At 34.2% G+C, this 18139-nt stretch carries 20 protein-coding genes; 19 read left to right on the forward strand and 1 reads right to left on the reverse strand.

From position 1 onward, the window contains the following. Positions 1-31 precede the first annotated feature (31 nt). The 8 genes from rsmG (at position 32) to guaB (ending at position 7069) form a co-directional block, all read left to right on the forward strand. Complete coding sequence (gene rsmG, locus RD055328_RS07140; RefSeq protein ID WP_244088105.1) at positions 32-754, forward strand: 16S rRNA (guanine(527)-N(7))-methyltransferase RsmG; 723 nt, start codon at positions 32-34, stop codon at positions 752-754. A gap of 9 nt (positions 755-763) precedes the next feature. Continuing rightward, a complete protein-coding gene (gene noc / locus RD055328_RS07145) occupies positions 764-1603 on the forward strand; it encodes a nucleoid occlusion protein (protein ID WP_244088106.1) in 840 nt (279 codons plus the stop codon). Between the two features lie 13 nt (positions 1604-1616). After that, complete coding sequence (locus RD055328_RS07150) at positions 1617-2381, forward strand: ParA family protein (protein WP_244088107.1); 765 nt, start codon at positions 1617-1619, stop codon at positions 2379-2381. After that, positions 2368-3249 carry a ParB/RepB/Spo0J family partition protein gene (locus RD055328_RS07155; RefSeq protein WP_279593988.1) on the forward strand — a complete coding sequence of 294 codons (882 nt, stop codon included), beginning with the start codon at positions 2368-2370 and terminating at the stop codon, positions 3247-3249. The genes RD055328_RS07150 and RD055328_RS07155 overlap by 14 nt, the downstream gene beginning before the upstream one ends. A gap of 9 nt (positions 3250-3258) precedes the next feature. Then, positions 3259-3483: a DUF951 domain-containing protein gene (locus tag RD055328_RS07160; protein ID WP_244088109.1), complete on the forward strand. Its 225-nt coding sequence runs from the start codon at positions 3259-3261 to the stop codon at positions 3481-3483. A 14-nt stretch (positions 3484-3497) separates the two neighbouring features. Further along, positions 3498-4601 (forward strand): redox-regulated ATPase YchF, encoded by a 1104-nt coding sequence (ychF, locus tag RD055328_RS07165; RefSeq protein WP_244088110.1) that lies wholly within the window; start codon positions 3498-3500, stop codon positions 4599-4601. A 160-nt stretch (positions 4602-4761) separates the two neighbouring features. Then, positions 4762-5487 carry a DUF1129 family protein gene (locus tag RD055328_RS07170; RefSeq protein ID WP_244088111.1) on the forward strand — a complete coding sequence of 242 codons (726 nt, stop codon included), beginning with the start codon at positions 4762-4764 and terminating at the stop codon, positions 5485-5487. A 97-nt stretch (positions 5488-5584) separates the two neighbouring features. Continuing rightward, positions 5585-7069 carry an IMP dehydrogenase gene (gene guaB, locus RD055328_RS07175; RefSeq protein WP_244088112.1) on the forward strand — a complete coding sequence of 495 codons (1485 nt, stop codon included), beginning with the start codon at positions 5585-5587 and terminating at the stop codon, positions 7067-7069. 23 nt (positions 7070-7092) lie between these two features. On the opposite strand, the gene RD055328_RS07180 is transcribed toward guaB, so the two are convergent. Beyond that, a complete protein-coding gene (locus RD055328_RS07180) occupies positions 7093-7287 on the reverse strand; it encodes a hypothetical protein (protein WP_244088113.1) in 195 nt (64 codons plus the stop codon). A gap of 102 nt (positions 7288-7389) precedes the next feature. On the opposite strand from RD055328_RS07180, the gene RD055328_RS07185 reads away from it, so the two are divergent. The 11 genes from RD055328_RS07185 (at position 7390) to RD055328_RS07235 (ending at position 17876) form a co-directional block, all read left to right on the forward strand. Next, complete coding sequence (locus RD055328_RS07185) at positions 7390-8076, forward strand: response regulator transcription factor (RefSeq protein WP_244088114.1); 687 nt, start codon at positions 7390-7392, stop codon at positions 8074-8076. 3 nt (positions 8077-8079) lie between these two features. Next, positions 8080-9180, forward strand: coding sequence for a cell wall metabolism sensor histidine kinase WalK (locus RD055328_RS07190; RefSeq protein ID WP_244088115.1), 1101 nt, complete (start codon positions 8080-8082; stop codon positions 9178-9180). 9 nt (positions 9181-9189) lie between these two features. Beyond that, a complete protein-coding gene (locus RD055328_RS07195) occupies positions 9190-10707 on the forward strand; it encodes a UDP-N-acetylmuramoyl-L-alanyl-D-glutamate--2,6-diaminopimelate ligase (protein ID WP_375708078.1) in 1518 nt (505 codons plus the stop codon). Positions 10708-10815: 108 nt separating this feature from the next. Then, complete coding sequence (locus tag RD055328_RS07200; protein ID WP_244088117.1) at positions 10816-11325, forward strand: hypothetical protein; 510 nt, start codon at positions 10816-10818, stop codon at positions 11323-11325. A gap of 56 nt (positions 11326-11381) precedes the next feature. Next, positions 11382-12245: a metal ABC transporter solute-binding protein, Zn/Mn family gene (locus RD055328_RS07205; RefSeq protein WP_244088118.1), complete on the forward strand. Its 864-nt coding sequence runs from the start codon at positions 11382-11384 to the stop codon at positions 12243-12245. Positions 12246-12255: 10 nt separating this feature from the next. Then, positions 12256-12924: a metal ABC transporter ATP-binding protein gene (locus RD055328_RS07210; RefSeq protein WP_244088119.1), complete on the forward strand. Its 669-nt coding sequence runs from the start codon at positions 12256-12258 to the stop codon at positions 12922-12924. Further along, complete coding sequence (locus tag RD055328_RS07215; protein ID WP_244088120.1) at positions 12924-13718, forward strand: metal ABC transporter permease; 795 nt, start codon at positions 12924-12926, stop codon at positions 13716-13718. Before RD055328_RS07210 ends, RD055328_RS07215 begins: the two co-directional genes overlap by 1 nt. Before the next feature lie 40 nt (positions 13719-13758). Next, the gene (locus RD055328_RS07220) at positions 13759-14964 is read left to right on the forward strand and encodes an LCP family protein (protein WP_244088121.1); all 1206 of its coding nucleotides are present in this window, start codon (positions 13759-13761) and stop codon (positions 14962-14964) included. Between the two features lie 58 nt (positions 14965-15022). Continuing rightward, entirely contained in the window at positions 15023-16558 is a 1536-nt protein-coding gene (locus tag RD055328_RS07225; RefSeq protein WP_244088122.1) for an ABC-F family ATP-binding cassette domain-containing protein, read from the forward strand. A 95-nt stretch (positions 16559-16653) separates the two neighbouring features. Further along, complete coding sequence (locus RD055328_RS07230; protein WP_244088123.1) at positions 16654-17415, forward strand: threonine/serine exporter family protein; 762 nt, start codon at positions 16654-16656, stop codon at positions 17413-17415. Between the two features lie 8 nt (positions 17416-17423). Next, positions 17424-17876 carry a threonine/serine exporter family protein gene (locus RD055328_RS07235; RefSeq protein ID WP_244088160.1) on the forward strand — a complete coding sequence of 151 codons (453 nt, stop codon included), beginning with the start codon at positions 17424-17426 and terminating at the stop codon, positions 17874-17876. The last annotated feature ends 263 nt before the right edge of the window (positions 17877-18139 follow it).

Consider the following 18139-nt stretch of genomic DNA (forward strand, 5'->3'; position numbering starts at 1 on the left):
AAAATGTTTCATAAATTAGGTTAGGTGAACAATGAATCCAGAGCAATTTAGACAAGAACTTTTAAAAAATGATATTGATCTAAGTGATAAGCAAATGATACAGTTTGCAACTTATTTCAATTTTTTAGTTATTGAAAACAAGAAAATGAATTTAACGGCAATTACTGAAGAAACTCAAGTATATTTGAAGCATTTTTATGATTCTATTACTTTAGGATTTGAATATACTGATTTATTGAAGGAAGACATCAGTGTGTGTGATGTCGGATCTGGTGCAGGTTTTCCAATTATTCCTTTGAAAATTGTGAATCCTAAGTTGAAGATAACTATTATCGATTCGTTAGGCAAAAGAATTAACTTCTTAAATGAACTAGCAGAGAAACTAGACTTGCAAGAATTTGATTTTGTACATATGCGAGCTGAAGATGCCGGAAGAGATTCTAAATATCGTGCTCAATTTGATTTGGTTACAGCTAGAGCTGTTGCTAAGTTGAATGTTTTATCTGAATTTTGTTTACCGCTAACAAAAATTGATGGTGAGTTCCTTGCTATGAAAACAGAAAGCGCCGAACAAGAAGTTGATGATGCTAAAAAAGCAATTGCGGTTCTTGGTGGTAAGTTAATAGGAACAAAAGAATTTGTTCTGTCAGCAGATGCCGGAAAGCGTGTAATTGTAGAAATCCAAAAGAAAAAAGTAACACCAAATCAGTATCCAAGAAAAGCGGGTACACCAAGCAAAAAACCAATTCATTAGGAGGTAGCTATGGCATTATTTGATCGTTTCTCAGGGAAGTCAGAAGAAGAAATCCCGGAAGCAAAGGAAGATATGCAAAAAGTCCAATCGATTTCTATGGATAGTATAATCGCTAACCGTTATCAACCAAGAACGGAATTTGATAATGATGCAATTGTTGAACTTTCAAAAACTATTCAAGAACATGGACTGTTACAACCAATTGTTGTTCGTGAATACGAAAATCAAAAATACGAAATCATTGCGGGAGAACGTCGTTTCAGAGCTACTAAGTTGTTGGGCTGGACGGAAATAAAAGCCATTGTTAACAATCTAACAGATAGTGAAACGGCTTCGATGGCATTAATTGAGAATCTTCAACGTGAGAATTTGAATCCAATTGAAGAAGCGGTTGCTTATCAAGAGCTGATGCGAGTGAATGATTTAACGCAAAGCGAACTATCAGAACAATTGGGAAAAAGTCAATCGTATGTGGCTAACAAATTAAGATTATTAAAGTTAGATACACAAATAACGAATGCAATTGCTAATAATAAAATCACACAACGTCATGGGCGTGCATTGTTAGCATTAGATAAAGAACAACAAATTCCGGCATTTAACCAAATACAAGCTGAAGATATGAATGTTAAGCAAACAGAAGTTTTAATTAATAAATTATTGACTGTTAATGGTAAACCGAAAAGCAACAACAAGCGTAAACCAGTAACGTTAACAAAAAATATGAAACTTTCTGTTAATACTATTAAAAAATCAGTTTCAATGATTAAAGATACAGGGATGAAAGTTGAAACTGTTGAAAATGATAATGACGATGAATATGAGATTATTATTCGAATTAAGAAGTAATGGGAGCAAATAAATGGCAAAAATAATTTCAATTGCTAATCAAAAAGGTGGAGTTGGGAAGACTACCACAACCATCAATTTAGGTGCTAGTTTAACTGAACTTGGACAACGAGTACTGTTGGTAGACATCGATCCACAAGGTAATGCTACAAGTGGATTAGGCATCAAGAAGCCAGAAGTTGAAAAAGATGTTTATGATGTTTTAGTTAATGAATATCCATTGACTGAGACAATTATTCATACGCAACGTAAAAATTTGGATATTGTACCAGCGACAATTCAACTTGCCGGAGCAGAAATGGAATTAACTTCTATGATTGCTCGCGAAACTCGCTTGAAAGCAGGAATTGAAACAGTACAAGATGACTATGATTTTATTTTGCTTGATTGCCCACCTTCATTAGGTCAATTATCAATCAATGCTTTTACTGCAAGTAATTCAATTGTGATTCCTGTACAAACTGAATACTATGCACTTGAAGGATTGAGCCAATTATTGAATACAGTGCGTCTAGTTCAAAAACACTTCAATAAAGATTTAACTATTGAAGGTGTTTTATTAACAATGTTAGACGGTCGTACGAACTTGGGAGCTCAAGTTGTAGAAGAAGTTCAAAGTTACTTTGGTGATCGTGTATATGAAACAATTATTCCGCGTAATACTAAGTTAGCCCAAGCTCCTAGTTATGGATTACCAATTATAGACTTTGATAAGAATTCAACTGGGTCTAAGTTATATATGGATTTAGCAAAGGAAGTGATAGCTGATGCCAAGTAGTAAAAATTCAAAAGGATTGGGAAAAGGAATTGATGCAATTTTTTCTGATTTTGAAGGGCAAGAAGTCATTTCTTCTGAAGAAAATGTTATCGATGTTCAATTAGAAAACGTACGCCCTAATCCTTATCAACCAAGAACACAATTTGATGAAGAAGCATTACAAGATCTAGCTGATTCAATTAAAGAAAATGGTGTATTCCAACCAATTATTGTTCGTCAAAGCGTTAATGGTTACGAAATTATCGCTGGAGAACGCCGTTTCCGTGCTAGCAAATTAGCCGGAGAAAAAACCATTCCCGCAATTGTTAGGGATCTTGACGAACGACAAATGCTAGAAATAGCAGTATTAGAAAACCTACAACGGGAAGATCTTTCGCCTCTAGAAGAAGCAGAAGCATATGATACTTTAATTAAAAAATTAAAAATCACGCAAGAAGAAGTTTCTAAGCGTCTTGGTAAAAGTCGTCCATATATTGCCAACTACTTGCGTCTTTTGAATTTGCCACCTATGTCTAAGAAATATTTAAAAGATGGCAAGTTATCAATGGGGCAAGCTCGTACTTTGTTAGGCTTGAAAGATAAAGAAAAAATCGACTTCATTGCTAAACAAGTTGTACAACGCGGAATTACTGTTCGTGAATTAGAAAAAATGGTGAATGAAGCTAACAATGCTAAACCACGCCCACTAAAACGTGTGCCAGCTAAATCACCATTTATTAAAGCCAGCCAAGAAGAATTGATTTCTAAATTTGATGCGCCTATTGAAATTTCAGAAAATAAAGATGGTCACGGTAAAATCCAAATCGATTTTAAATCAACAGATGATTTGAACAGAATCTTAGATATTATCGGAATTGATATTGACTAGGAGGTTTTTATGTACGACTTAGGCGATATTGTAGTTATGAAAAAACCACATGCCTGTGGTGAGAATCGTTGGGAAATTATTCGTGTAGGAGCCGACTTCAAGATTAAATGTTTGAATTGTGCTCATATAGTAATGATCTCACGTAAAGATTTTGAGAAAAAAGTAAAAAGTATAAAAACTAAAGCGATTGATGTTACAACAGATATCGATAATTATGTGAAGTTTGAAAATTAAGGAGATATAAGTATATGTCACTAACAGCCGGAATTGTTGGTTTACCAAACGTCGGTAAGTCTACATTATTTAACGCCATTACTAAAGCGGGAGCGGAGATGGCTAACTATCCTTTCGCCACAATCGAACCAAACGTTGGAATGGTGGAAGTTCCCGATTCACGCCTAGCAAGAATTGATGAATTAATCCCCGCTGATAAAATAATTCATACAACTTTTGAATTTACTGATATTGCTGGAATTGTTAAAGGTGCTAGTAAAGGTGAAGGACTAGGTAATAAATTCTTAGAAAACATTCGCCAAGTTGATGCAATTATTCATGTGGTACGTGCATTTGATGATGATGAAATCACTAGTGTTACCGGAACTGTTGATCCACTTGATGATATCGAAACTATTAATCTAGAATTGAGTCTTGCTGATCTTGATAGTATTAGTAAGCGATATGATCGAGTAGCAAAAATTGCACGTGCAAGTAAAGATAAAGAAGTACAAGCTGAATTTGCGCTTCTTGAAAAAATAAAACCAGTTCTTGAAGAAGGTGGCTCAGTTCGCTCAATTGATTTCACTAATGAAGAGAAAAAAGCTGTTAAAGGGCTATTCTTACTAACTTCAAAACCAGTTATTTATGTAGCTAACATTGCAGAAGATGATATGGCTAATCCAGAAGCTTCAAAATATTATCAACAAATCGCTGAATTTGCTGCCAAAGAAAACGCTGAAGTTATTGGAATTTCAGCTCGCGCAGAAGAAGAAATTGCTGAGCTAGATGATGCCGACAAACAAGAATTCTTAGAAGCAGCTGGAGTTTCTGAGTCAGGACTTGATCGTTTAATTAAATCTAGTTATAAACTATTAGGATTAAGAACATTCTTTACAGCTGGCGGCAAAGAAACACGTGCTTGGACTTTCCACGAAGGAATGAAAGCACCACAAGTTGCCGGTGTTATCCATGGTGATTTTGAACGAGGATTCATTCGAGCAGAAACAATTTCATTTGAGGACCTAGATAAGTACGGTAGTGAACAAGCAGTAAAAGAAGCCGGAAGATTAAGATCTGAAGGTAAAGAATACGTTGTAAATGATGGAGATATCATCGAATTCAGATTCAATGTGTAAGAAAAGAGCGTGACACAACTTGGGAGTAAATGAGCACTAACAAAAATAAATTGAAAATTCTGCTAAGGATTTTAGATTTATGATGTTAGGCGAAATTTACTGAGTTGTGGAACGCGTTTCAACACAACATCTATCAAAGAACCGAAAAAGGAGAATTAACTTGGCCGAAGATGCAAGAGCAAAAAATGCAAAAGCAATAAAAAAACAAGAAAAAGTTGAAGCAAAAAAAGCTGTCGCACCAGTAGAAATTGACGAAACAACAGCGGTAAATAAACTAAGTAAACGTAATGAAGATTACCTATTTAAATTACGTAAAGAATTAGTTTTAAAAGGAAAAACTGAAGCAGAAGCTCAAGCAATGAGTGATGAACTTGTTGTTGAGATATATGAAAATCAAATCAAAGGAATCCCTGCTACTAAGTTATATGGAACCCCTACACTAAAAGCAGATTCATTAATTAACCCGACAAAAGAACCAGTTAAACATCCATTTTGGAAGATAGCAACTGATACTTCATTGCTATTCTTTGTAATCTTTGGTGCATTGTACGGAGTATTAGGAATGACTGGAACAAACGATAAACAAGGTCAAACCGGAATAATTACCTTGATAACAATTGCCGTTTTATGGGGAGTGCTTCTTTCTTGGTTTAATATTCAAACAAAACTTGATCGTGGACAACGTCCTGGACTTTTGAAGACTTTGATTTATATGGCAACAGGATTAGCTATTATGGTAGGGGTGTTATTCATCACAACATCATTACCAACATTTGTTAATCCTGTACTACCAGGAACGGTATATTTAGTAATTGCCATAGTAGCATTTATTGCTAGATATATTTTTAGAAAAACAAATAACATTACAGGTTCATCATTTATTTAAAAACATCTGAAAAGATGTTTTTTTGTTAGCCTAAAATGCTTGTACTGACATTGTTTTCAACGTATACTAGAAAATAAAAATTTAGGAGGATTCAGCTGTGTCAAATTGGGATAATAAGTTTAAGAAAAAAGGTTTTACTTTTGATGATGTGCTTTTAATACCAGCAGAAAGCCACGTCTTGCCAAATGATACTGATTTATCTACTAAGCTAGGTAAAAATTTAAATTTGAAAACTCCAATCCTTAGTGCAGGAATGGATACTGTTACTGAATCCAATATGGCGATTGCAATGGCTCGCCAAGGTGGTATGGGAATTGTTCATAAGAATATGTCAATTGCTCGTCAAGCAGAAGAAGTTCAAAAAGTTAAACGTTCAGAAAGTGGCGTTATTACAAACCCATTCTTCTTAACTGCTGATCGTTTAGTTTCAGAAGCTGATAAATTAATGGGTCAATACCGTATTTCTGGTGTGCCTATTGTTGATTCTCCGGAATCAAAGAAGTTAGTCGGTGTAATTACTAACCGCGATTTACGTTTCATTAGTGATTATAATGTTCCAATTTCTACAGCTATGACTTCAGAAAAACTAGTTACAGCACCTGCAGGAACTAGCTTACAAGAAGCAGAAGTAATACTACAAAATAACCGCATTGAGAAGTTACCTTTGGTTGATGACGAAGGTAAATTGTCAGGTTTAATTACTATTAAAGATATTGAAAATGTTTTGCAATATCCTAATTCAGCAAAAGATGCAAACGGTCGCTTACTTGTTGGTGCCGCTGTAGGTGTAACAAGTGATACTTTCGAACGCGCACATGCTTTGATCGAAGCTGGAGTTGATGCAATTGTTGTTGATACAGCTCACGGACATTCAGCGGGAGTTCTACGTAAGATTTCTGAAATCAGAAGTGAATTCCCTGAAATTACTTTAATTGCTGGTAATGTTGCAACAGCTGAAGGAACACGTGCATTATTTGAAGCTGGAGTAGATGTTGTGAAGGTCGGAATTGGACCAGGATCAATTTGTACAACTCGTGTTGTTGCTGGAGTTGGTGTCCCACAAGTAACTGCAATTTATGACGCAGCTAATGTAGCTAAAGAGTATGGCAAACAAATTATTGCTGATGGTGGAATTAAGTATTCAGGTGATATCGTTAAGGCTTTGGCAGCTGGTGGTAATGCCGTAATGTTAGGTAGCATGCTAGCTGGAACAGATGAAACACCAGGTGAATTTGAAATATTCCACGGTCGTCGTTTCAAGACATATCGTGGCATGGGTAGCTTGTCGGCCATGTCTCACGGCTCAGCAGATCGTTACTTCCAAGACGGAAAGAATGAAGCTAACAAATTAGTTCCGGAAGGAATTGAAGGACGTGTTGCTTACAAAGGAACTCTTGCAGATACAATATTCCAACAAGTTGGAGGAATTCGTTCAGGTATGGGTTATGTTGGAGCCGCTAATTTAGAAGAACTACGTGAAAATGCTCAATTTGTTGAAATCACTGGTGCTGGTTTAGTTGAATCACATCCACATGATGTACAAATTACAAAAGAAGCTCCTAACTATAGTGTAGAAAATTAAAAAAAGACCTTTGAGGGTCTTTTTTATTTCACTCTAAAACATTGAACGATACCGTAGATTAAATAACCACCACTCAAAATTTTTAGAAGATTAAATACGAATCCAACTCTTCCTGCATGACTGATAGCGAAATCAGTATTCATGAAGGTAAATATTAAGACTGCAGATGAGAATAGAATAATAATTATGAAACGTGCGCGTTTTCTGATGAAATTCATGTGTCTGTTTACCTTGCCTACTTATATAGGAAATATCTTTCTGTTTTGGTATAATAATACCATATAGAAAAAATTACTTCGTCAACTTAAGGGGAAATATTCATGAAGATTTTAGTTGTAGATGACGACAAAGAAATAGTTGAACTACTTAGCATATATGTTAAAAATGAGGGTTATGAGCCAATAATTGCATATTCTGGCCAAGAAGCAATTGCTAAATTAGAAGAAAATTCTGATATTGCATTGATGATTCTTGATGTTATGATGCCAAACATGACTGGTATTGAAGTTATCAAGCAAGTGAGAAAAGACTCGCAAATTCCAATTATTGTGGTGTCTGCTAAGACAGCTGACATGGACAAAATTCAAGGATTAATTACTGGGGCTGACGATTATGTATCAAAACCATTCAATCCACTTGAAGTTATGGCGCGAGTTAAGTCTCTTCTTAGAAGAAGTGAACAACAAGCATCATCTGATGTACCTGACAAATTAGAAGTTGGTCCTGTGACTATCAACAAAGATTCGCATGAGGTTATGACTTCTGATGGTAAAAAAGTTCAGTTAACAGCATTAGAGTTTGGTGTTTTATATTTACTTGCTAGCCACCCAAACCGTGTATTTTCAGCGGATGAAATCTTTGAACGTGTCTGGAAGCAAGAAAGTGTTATTTCTGCTAAGACGGTTATGGTGCACGTTAGTCATTTAAGAGATAAATTAGAAGAAGCTACCGACGGAGAAAAAGTAATTGAAACTGTCTGGGGTGTAGGTTACAAGGTGGAGGCCTAATTTTTGAAAATCAAAAAAATTAAACTTACAGGTCGACAAAGAAGTGTCTTAACCCTGCTTGGGATAGGCACTTTTTTGTTATTGAGTACAGTAGAATACCTAATAATGAGCGATCTATTAACTTATGATATTTCAATAGTTGCTACATTAGATTATTCAAACATTAGCTGGTTACGAGCAATGTCTCAGTGGGTATTTTTTCTAGGGCTAAATATATTAATCACTAGTTTAATAGTTTCCAGGCATTATCGAAAATATCAAGTTCGTTACCTAACTAATGTTATCCATCAAAAAATGGATGGCAATATGGATAAGATTAATATTAAGGTGAATCCCACATTACAAGGGACTGTTAATGCAATTAATTTATTGTTAGCTAATACCACTAAGTTGATTAATGATGAACGCGAACTAGAGAATAGCAAAGATGAATTGATTACTAATGTTAGTCACGATATTAGAACTCCATTAACTTCGATTATTGGATACTTAGGATTAATTGAAAACGCCGAGAATCTTTCAACAGAAGATATCTTTAGATACACTCATATTGCCTATTCTAAATCGCAACAAATGCAGACTTTAGTTAATGATTTGTTTGATTATACAAACACACAACAATCTGATGCGGTGTTAAATGTTACTGAGTTTGATATGGGACAATTATTAGAACAATTTGCGGCTGAATATGAATTGGAAGCCAAGCGTCGAGGAATTGAAATTATTTCGAGAACTAATCCAATTGTTTTCAAAATGAGTGCGGATACTGATAAACTAGGAAGAGTATTTAACAATTTGATTTCTAACGCTTTTAAATATGGCGAAGGTGCTAAACATCTTTGGTTAGAAGCAATTGAAAAAGATAATGTGGCTGTTATTCGAATATCTAATGATGGAAAACAAATTCCGCAAGATGCACTAGATCAATTATTTGAAAGATTTTATCGAGTCGAAGAATCAAGGTCTAAAGAGACCGGTGGGACCGGTTTAGGACTTGCTATTGCGCAAAGCATGGTACAAATACATGGTGGTAAGATAACGGTTGAGTCAAATGAAGAACGTACTAGTTTTATTATTTATTTACCCCTAACAGCTACGAATTAACGAGGATTAATTATGATTACATTGCAAGATTGCCTAGAGTTACTAGATGAACACGATTTATTAGTAGATTCAACTATTGTAGATAAAACTCAAAAAATTAATTATATTAGTTACAATTCTCGTGATATTAATGAGAATACAATGTTTTTTTGCAAAGGTATTTCTTTTAAGAAAGAATATTTAGTTGATGCAATAAAAGATGGGGTCACTAGTTATATATCAGAAACCAACTATAATCTTGATATTGACTCGATAATAGTTACTAATGTACAAAAAGCAATGTCATTAATTAGTGCTTTATATTTTGATAATCCCCAAGACAAATTATTTATCATTGCTTACACTGGGACAAAAGGTAAAACAACGTCTTCATATCTGACTTATACAATTCTAGAACAAATGAACAATCAGAAAACAGCGCTTTTTTCTACGATGGATCGTGTAGTTGGTAAAGAAGAAGGAATGAAATTTAAGTCTGATTTAACTACACCGGAGTCGCTAGACTTATTCCGTGATATGAAGAGATCAGTTGATAACGGTATGACACATCTAGTCATGGAAGTATCTTCTCAAGCTTATAAGAAAAACCGGGTCTATAATCTGAAATATGATGTTGGTATTTTTCTGAACATTTCACCTGATCATATTGGTAAAAATGAACATCCAACATTTGAAGACTATTTATATTGTAAGAAACAATTAATGGCTAACTCTAAAGCTTGCGTTATAAACCGTGATACAGAATACTTTGATACAGTGCTAAAAGAAGCTCAGAAGCATGTATCATCAGATAATATTTATACATATTCACAAATTGAGGACTCAGTTGATTTTAAATTTATTGATCGTGAGACAAAACCAACAAAAGGACAATTTGATTTAGTTTCTAAGAGTGCAAAAGCATCTGCTATGGATATAAATGGAGACTACATTGTTAACTTACCTGGAGTTTTCAATGAAAGTAATTCAACAGCTGCAGCTATTGCTACTTCTATAGCAGGCGCAAGTAAAAATCAAATTGCTCAAGGGCTAAGTACGACGGTAGTTCCCGGAAGAATGGAAGCTATTGAAACTAGAAACCACGGCTATATCTATATTGATTACGCTCATAATTATGCAAGTATGCATGCATTATTGGGATTTGCTAATAGTAATCACCCGGATTCAAAAATAATTGTTATTGTTGGAAGTACGGGAGACAAAGGAATTTCTAGACGTGAAGGATTTGCAAAAGCATTGAGCGAAAATGCTAATGTTGCGATATTAACAACTGATGATCCAGGATTTGAAGATCCACAAGATATATGTGAAGAAATTGATGCAAAGATTGATCACAACAAGGTGGATACACATATTATTTTAGACAGAATTGCAGCGATTAGTAGGGCAATTGAGATAAGTGATAATAACAGTGTCGTTGTTATCGCGGGTAAGGGTGCAGATCCTTATCAAAAGATTAACGGAGTGGATACACCTTATCCAACGGATTCGGTAGTAGCTCGTACAATTTTAGATGAAATTGATTAAAAAGAACAAAGTATAAATTTTGATAACGTTTAGTAAAATAAATAGAACTCTACTTGGTCTATTTTGATTAATGAATTATAATATGGATATTTAGAGGAGGAATGAGATATGTTTAAGAAATTTTCAATTATTTCACTTAGTGTGATGGGGATTATGTTGATGGCTGGGTGCAGTAATCAATCAAGTAACACCGATACAAAGCCAAAAACTGAAACAACTACAAAGAAAAGCTCATCAAATAAGGAAAAAGACGAATCTAATACATCAAGTACAGATGATAAAACATCAGCAGAAGATCAATCTCAAAAAGATAACAGTTCTAATGATGCAGTAACTAACAATAATAATGTAACAAATGACAATCAAACAGATACTAATACAGACAACAACACAAATAACCAACAAACCAATATTACAACAGGTACAGATGCAGTAACCTATTTATTAGGTAAGTTAACTAACGTTGATAAGACAAAAGTTTCAGCTTTATATAATGGTACAATTACTGATGATGCCGGTAAGTCAACATATCGTATCAACCTATATAATAAGGGTGAATCTTCACCGTTTGCAGCATATAATGTTTATGCTGACGGAACATACACACAAGTTTGGTAGTAGTTTAAATAGATAAGTACTTGTTACTTGTCTATTTTTTAATTAGAGGATAATAAATGAAAAAAATATTTAAGTATAGTTTAGTAGTTTTAATGATGGCAATTGTTGCTGGTTGTGGCAAACAAGCAAGTGATAGTAATAAAGTAAAAATTGTCTCTTCAATTGGAACGTATGAAGATATTGCTAAAAATATCGTAAAAGACCATGGAGATGTTACTGCAATTATACGTTCATCTAACGTTGACCCACATGACTTTAACTCGGATACAAATACAGCTAAATCCGTAGCCAATGCTGACATAGTTATTGCTAATGGATTAGGATATGATGATTGGATGTTAAAACTAAAATCTGATAAGAGTCTTATTAATGTCAGTGAAGATGTGGCTAAATTAAAAGATGGGCAAAATGAACATGTTTGGTTTGATGTTCACTATATGAAGGATTTAGTAAAAGAAATCACTAAAGAAGCATCATCTCAAGATAAAAAACATGCTGCCGATTTCAAGAAAAATGAAACTAAATATTTGGCTAAATTACGTAATTTAGAAAATCAAGAAGCTACATTGAAGAAGAGCCTCAATGGTAAAAAAGCTTATATTAGTGAACCGGTATTCTCTTACTTATTAAAAGATGTTGGTGTTAGTGTAGAAAATGCCAAATTTGCTAAAGCAATTGAAGATGGCATTGATCCATCAGTATCTGATATGAAAGATATGGAGAATGGTTTACAAAATCATGAGGTAGATTTCTTAGTTGTTAATAAGCAAGTTAAAAGTAACGTTGTTAATAAAATCAAAAAAGTTGCACAAGATAATAACGTTCCGATAATATATGTAACAGAAACTTTGCCGGCTAAGACATCTTATGTTGAGTGGATTAACGGGTATTTAAAAGATTTAGCTGAGATAAGCAAATAAAGAGGCATCAATGATTGAATTTATTAATTTAAGTAAAGCATTCCCTGATAAAACCCTGTTTAAAAACGTCAACTTCACATTAGAAGATGGCGATTTTTTGAGTATTATAGGTAAGAATGGAACAGGGAAAACAACACTAGTTAAAATTCTGATGGGCTTAGAAAAACCAACGTCGGGCCATATTAAATTTAATAAAAGTAAATTGAAGTTTGGATATGTGCCGCAGTTTAGGAATATAGAGACTGATTATCCGTTAAGTATCCAAAGCTTTGTTGAATTAAACTTAAAAAAGACGGGATTTATCTTTAAAAATAAAAAAGATAGATTACGATTACGTGATGCTCTTCAAAAAACGGGTTTGTGGGACTTAAGAGGTTTGAGGTTAGGGTTGGCCTCAGGTGGTGAGAAGCAGAAAGCTTACTTAGCGCAGGCGATTGTTAATAATCCTGATGTATTGATTTTGGATGAATCAACAGCCAGTTTAGATGGTTCGGCAAAAGAAAAATTGATGGAATTAGTTAAATCATTAAATGAAGAACAGGGTTTAACTATTATTTTTGTAACTCATGATTATTTGTTAGCGAAAAAATTTGCTCATAAGTATCTACTATTTGATCAAAAACAAATAGAAATGAAAGAAGATATTGCTAGTTTAGATGAAAGGGTGTTTGAAGACTAATGTTTCAATATGAATTTATGCGCCAAGCTTTTATTGCTAGTACTTTCATCGCTATTACTTGTGGAGTAATCGGAGTTTTTGTAGTTGCTCGTAATATGTCTTTTTTATCTCATACTTTATCTGAAATTGGATTTGCTGGAGCAGCATTCGGAGTATTAGTTGGAATATCCCCCTTGTTTGGGATGATTTTATTTACTTTGGTTAGCTCGATATTAGTAGGTTCACTGAGTTCAAAAAAAGAACGAAGTGAGTCATCGACTAGTGCAATATCTTCGCTGTTTATTGGAGCGGGGATCTTATTCTTGGCATTGTCTTCAAAAACTAGTAGTTATGCTACCAATATCTTATTTGGAAGCATTGTCGGAATTAGTCGCGAAAACTTAATTGAACTAGTAGCTTTAGCGATAGTTATCTTAGTTACGGTAATTATTTTCTTCCGTAAGTTAAGTTTTGACTCATTTGACTCAATTGGAGCAAAAGCTGCTGGATTACCAACGGTCTTTTTATCTGTCATTTTTCTAACAATGGTTGCACTAAGCGTTAGTATTGGTGCTCAAGTAGTGGGTTCTTTATTAGTTTTTGTATTATTAACTCTACCAGGAGCAACGGCTAAGTTCTTTGCTAACTCAGTAGGTAAATTATTTGCAGTTTCAATTGGATTATCTTTAGCTGGCGTTTGGGTAGGGTTAATTCTTGGGTACTATACAAATTGGCCAGTAACGTTCTTTATCTCAATTTTTGAAGTATTAAGTTATTTTATAGGTTTGTTAAAAAATAAAATCAAAACAAACTAACAGTGATATAATTCACTAAAGAATTTTGAGAGGAACAACTATGAGTAACCAATTTAATGATAATGGTAATCGACCATCACAACCGACTAGGATGGATCGCAGACGAGTTCAAGCCGAAAAAGAAACGCTTCTTAAAAAGAAACATCCAATCACTAAAGTTTTTGCTTTAGTATTAGTAATGCTGACGATTATAGGTAGTGCTTATGCATTACGATTATTATCGCAAACAAAAAATGCTTTAAATACGACATACAGTCCAATAGCGGGTAAAAAAGCATCGGGGGAAATTGGAAAACGAGAATCATTCAGCATCCTGTTGATGGGAGCTGATACTGGTGGTGAAGGGCGAACGTATAAGGGTAACTCAGACACTATGATTGTAGCGACAGTTAATCCCAAAGATAAAAAAGTTCAGCTGTTTAGTATCCCACGTGACACTTTTGCTTCTATTGAGGTTCCTAAATCCTACAAGAATTATGACTCAGTAACAGGGACTAATAATACGGTATTACAAAAAATTAATTCAGCCTATAGCATGGGTAGTGAAGCGTTAGCGATTAGTACGATTAAAAAACAATTAGATATTCCGATTGATTATTATATGAGAGTTGATTTTAAATCATTAACTAAGATAGTTGATAGTGTTGGTGGGATTGATGTTGATGTGCCGTTTACTTTTACAAGTGCATATACAGGCGGACAAACTTTCACGAAAGGTGAAATGCATTTAAATGGGGAGAATGCATTGGCATATTCTCGTATGCGACATGAGGATCCTGAAGGAGACTATGGCCGTCAAAAGCGCCAACGTCAAGTTATTCAAGCTATTTTAAAAAAGCTATTATCAACTGAGACATTAGCTAATTATCAAAAAGTCTTAAATAGTTTATCAGGATCTCTAAAAACAGATGTAACATATGAAGATATGACTGTGTTAGCTAGTGATTATCGTACGGCTGCCAAGAATATTGATTCAGATTATTTGCATGGTTATAGCACAAGAGTTGTATATAGTAATTTTCCTAATGGTCTAAGTGTTGAAGTCCCTTCAACTGAAGAATTACAGCGTATTTCAGATAAAATTCGCAAGAATCTAGGGATGGATATAAAAACCCTTGACACACCAGTAACAAGACAAAACACACTAAATGAAGAAAATGGATTTGTGTTCGGCAGTGGCTCAGAGCAGACGTACCATATCTATTCCACAACAACTGAAAGAAAAACATATCCCAAATTTGTATAGATAAGTTTATGATCAGGGCGGACAATTAGCTCTGATTTTTTTATAGAAAGAAGTAATAATGAGTATTTTAACAGTGGAACATTTAAGTCATCAGTTCCTAGACAAAAAATTATATGATGACACGCGATTACAATTGAATAAAGAAGACCACATGGGAATTGTTGGCCAAAATGGTGTCGGGAAAAGTACACTAATCAAAATTTTAACTGGTGAGCAAGATGCTGATGAGGCAGAAATTCACTGGCAAAAGAATATTTCGATTGGTTATCTTGATCAATACGCCAAACTAACGAAAGGATTATCGATACGTGATTTCTTAAGAACTGCATTTGACGATTTATATGAAGATCAAAATAAGATGTTAGCTATATATAATGAATCCCCTACTGATGAAGATCTAGAAAAGGCCGGTCAAATACAAGAAAAACTAGATATTTCCGGTTTCTATGATATTGATACTAGAATTGAACAGGTGGCTACAGGTTTAGGAATAGATGCTTTGGGCTATGATAATGATGTTTCTGAGCTTAGTGGGGGGCAGCGTTCCAAAATAATTTTGGCCAAATTACTTTTACAGCGACCAGATGCATTGTTTTTGGATGAGCCGACTAACTATTTAGATACAAATCATATTGAATGGTTAGAGAATTATTTAAATTCTTTTGAAGGTGCATTTATTGTAATTTCCCATGATTATGATTTTCTTGAGCGAATTACTAATGTAATAAGTGATATTGAGTTCGGGAAAATTACTCGTTACAAAGGAAATTTGAAACAAGCTTTTCGACAAAAGGAAGAAAATAGAAAAACATATTTAAAAGCTTATGCAGCTCAGCAACAAAAAATTGCGAAAGAAAAGGCATATATTGCTAAGTTTAAGGCAGGATCTCGTTCCAAAAGTGCAAAAAGTAGAGAGAAGCAACTAAATAGGATGGAAGTCATTGGACCTCCTGAAAGTCATCCTATTCCTAAAATTGATTTTCCGTACGCACAAACAGCCAATAGTCAAATGTTGATTGAGACTAATGAGTTGGTGATTGGTTATACAAATCCAATTGTGGATGCTAAATTCAACTTTACAGTCATTGCAGGAGAAAAAATTGTAATCAAAGGATTTAATGGGATTGGTAAATCAACTTTAATTAAAACTTTAATTAGTGAAATCAAACCAATTGAGGGTGATTTTGCAATTTCTCCAGTAACAAAAATGGGTTACTTTAAGCAAGATTTAAAATGGGACAATAAATTTGCGACACCATTTCAAATCTTGGCCGATTTACATCCAGAAGCTGACCAAAAGACTGTAAGACGAAACTTAGCAAAAACAGGTTTAACAACACAACAAGCAATGTCTCAGATTCACACATTGTCTGGTGGAGAACAATCGAAGGTTAAGATTGCTGATTTGATGTTTAATGATTACAACCTTTTATTTATGGATGAACCAACGAATCATTTGGATGATGCAAGTAAGAATTCATTGAAATATGCATTATCACACTTTGAGGGAGCGATTGTTTTGGTTACTCACGAAGATGGATTCTATGATAGTAGTTGGATTGATAAAATTATTGATATTGAAAATTTAAAATAATTATAAAAAAAGACTTCAATTTAGATTGAAGTCTTTTACTTTTTCTAAGATAGTCAATATAATGAGTTAACTAGCCGTTATATGGAGAAAAGCTTATGGAAAACGAAAAAAACGTGCAAGAAGTTATCACAACTTGCCTATTAGCCGGCAAGATAATGATTGAGAGTGGATCGGAAATGTATCGTGTCGAAGATACTATGTTTCGTATTGCTAAAAAAATGGGCATGAATAACATTAATGTTTTCGGAACACCTACGGCGATTGGAATTGGATTTGATGATGAATCTAGTTTTCAATTGAAACAAATTAAGAGTCGTTCGATTAACTTAGAAAAAGTTAGTCGTGTGAATGATGTTTCGCGTAAGTTTACGCAAGATATTATTGATTCGAGTGAATTATATACTCGCTTAAAAGTGATTGACCGTGATACGTTAGAATTCCCTGTTTGGCTACAGGCAATCTCGGCTGCGGTAGTGAGTTCAACCTTGATGATTTTGTTTACTCGTGAGTATGATTGGATTGATTTTCCAATATCAGCAGTAATAGGGATGCTTGGATTTTTCTTGTTCGCGTATATTAATGAAAAAACCAAGTTAAAATTCATCTCTGAATTTCTTTCTTCTATAATAGTCGGTAGTTTAGCGGTTATCAGTGTGAAAATAGGATTAGGTGTGAAGCTTGATAATATTTTAATAGGAGCTATTATGCCATTAGTTCCTGGAGTTCCTTTGACTAATTCTCTTCGAGATTTACTAGAATCACATTTATTAGCTGGAATTGCTCGTGGTGTTGAGGCGATTTTAAGTGCTTTGGCCATCGGTATTGGTATTGCGGTTATTTTGAAAGCTTTTGGATGAGGTGAATGATGAATATATATTTACAAGTAATAATTCAAATTGTATTTGCTTTCTTATCTACAATTGGATTTGCAATCATTATTAATAATCCAAAACGAGCATTATTAGCTTGTGGGGTTGTAGGCGCTGCTGGTTGGATTGTATATTGGATTTTATACAATTTACAATTCGGAAGAGTGTTGTCGAATTTCACGGGGGCATTTGTAGCGGGATTTTTAGGTTTAATATTTGCAAGGGTTAAAAAGATGCCAGCTATTTTATTTAATATTCCAGCGTTAGTTCCATTAGTTCCGGGTGCCACTGCTTATCAAGCTGTACGTACTATGGTAATAGGTGATATGGACAAAGCAATCCAGTTAATTGTTATTGTGGCGCTTGTTACAGGGGCTATAGCGATGGGGTATATGATGGCGCAACTGGTTAACGATTTGATTATAAAACTTAAGAAAACATTAAGTTGAATATATGTGTTGACACAGGTAGGTAAATGATGCTATTCTAATTAAGCTGTTTCGCAAGGGACAGTAAGTGTTGAGAAAAATAAAATTTAAATTTATTTTGTAAATCTGTTGACAATGATTTGTTAACGAGGTATGATATAAAAGTTGTTTATTTGGAACAACACATAACGTAGACCTTTGAAAACTGAACAAAGTTTTAACATGCAATATTGTGTAGGGCTTCTGCTTTAAGCGGAAGTAAAACAAAATTGCGAAGTCAATTC

The organism is Companilactobacillus sp. RD055328 (assembly GCF_022835675.1).
In the GTDB taxonomy this organism is placed as follows: Bacteria; Bacillota; Bacilli; order Lactobacillales; family Lactobacillaceae; genus BQUT01.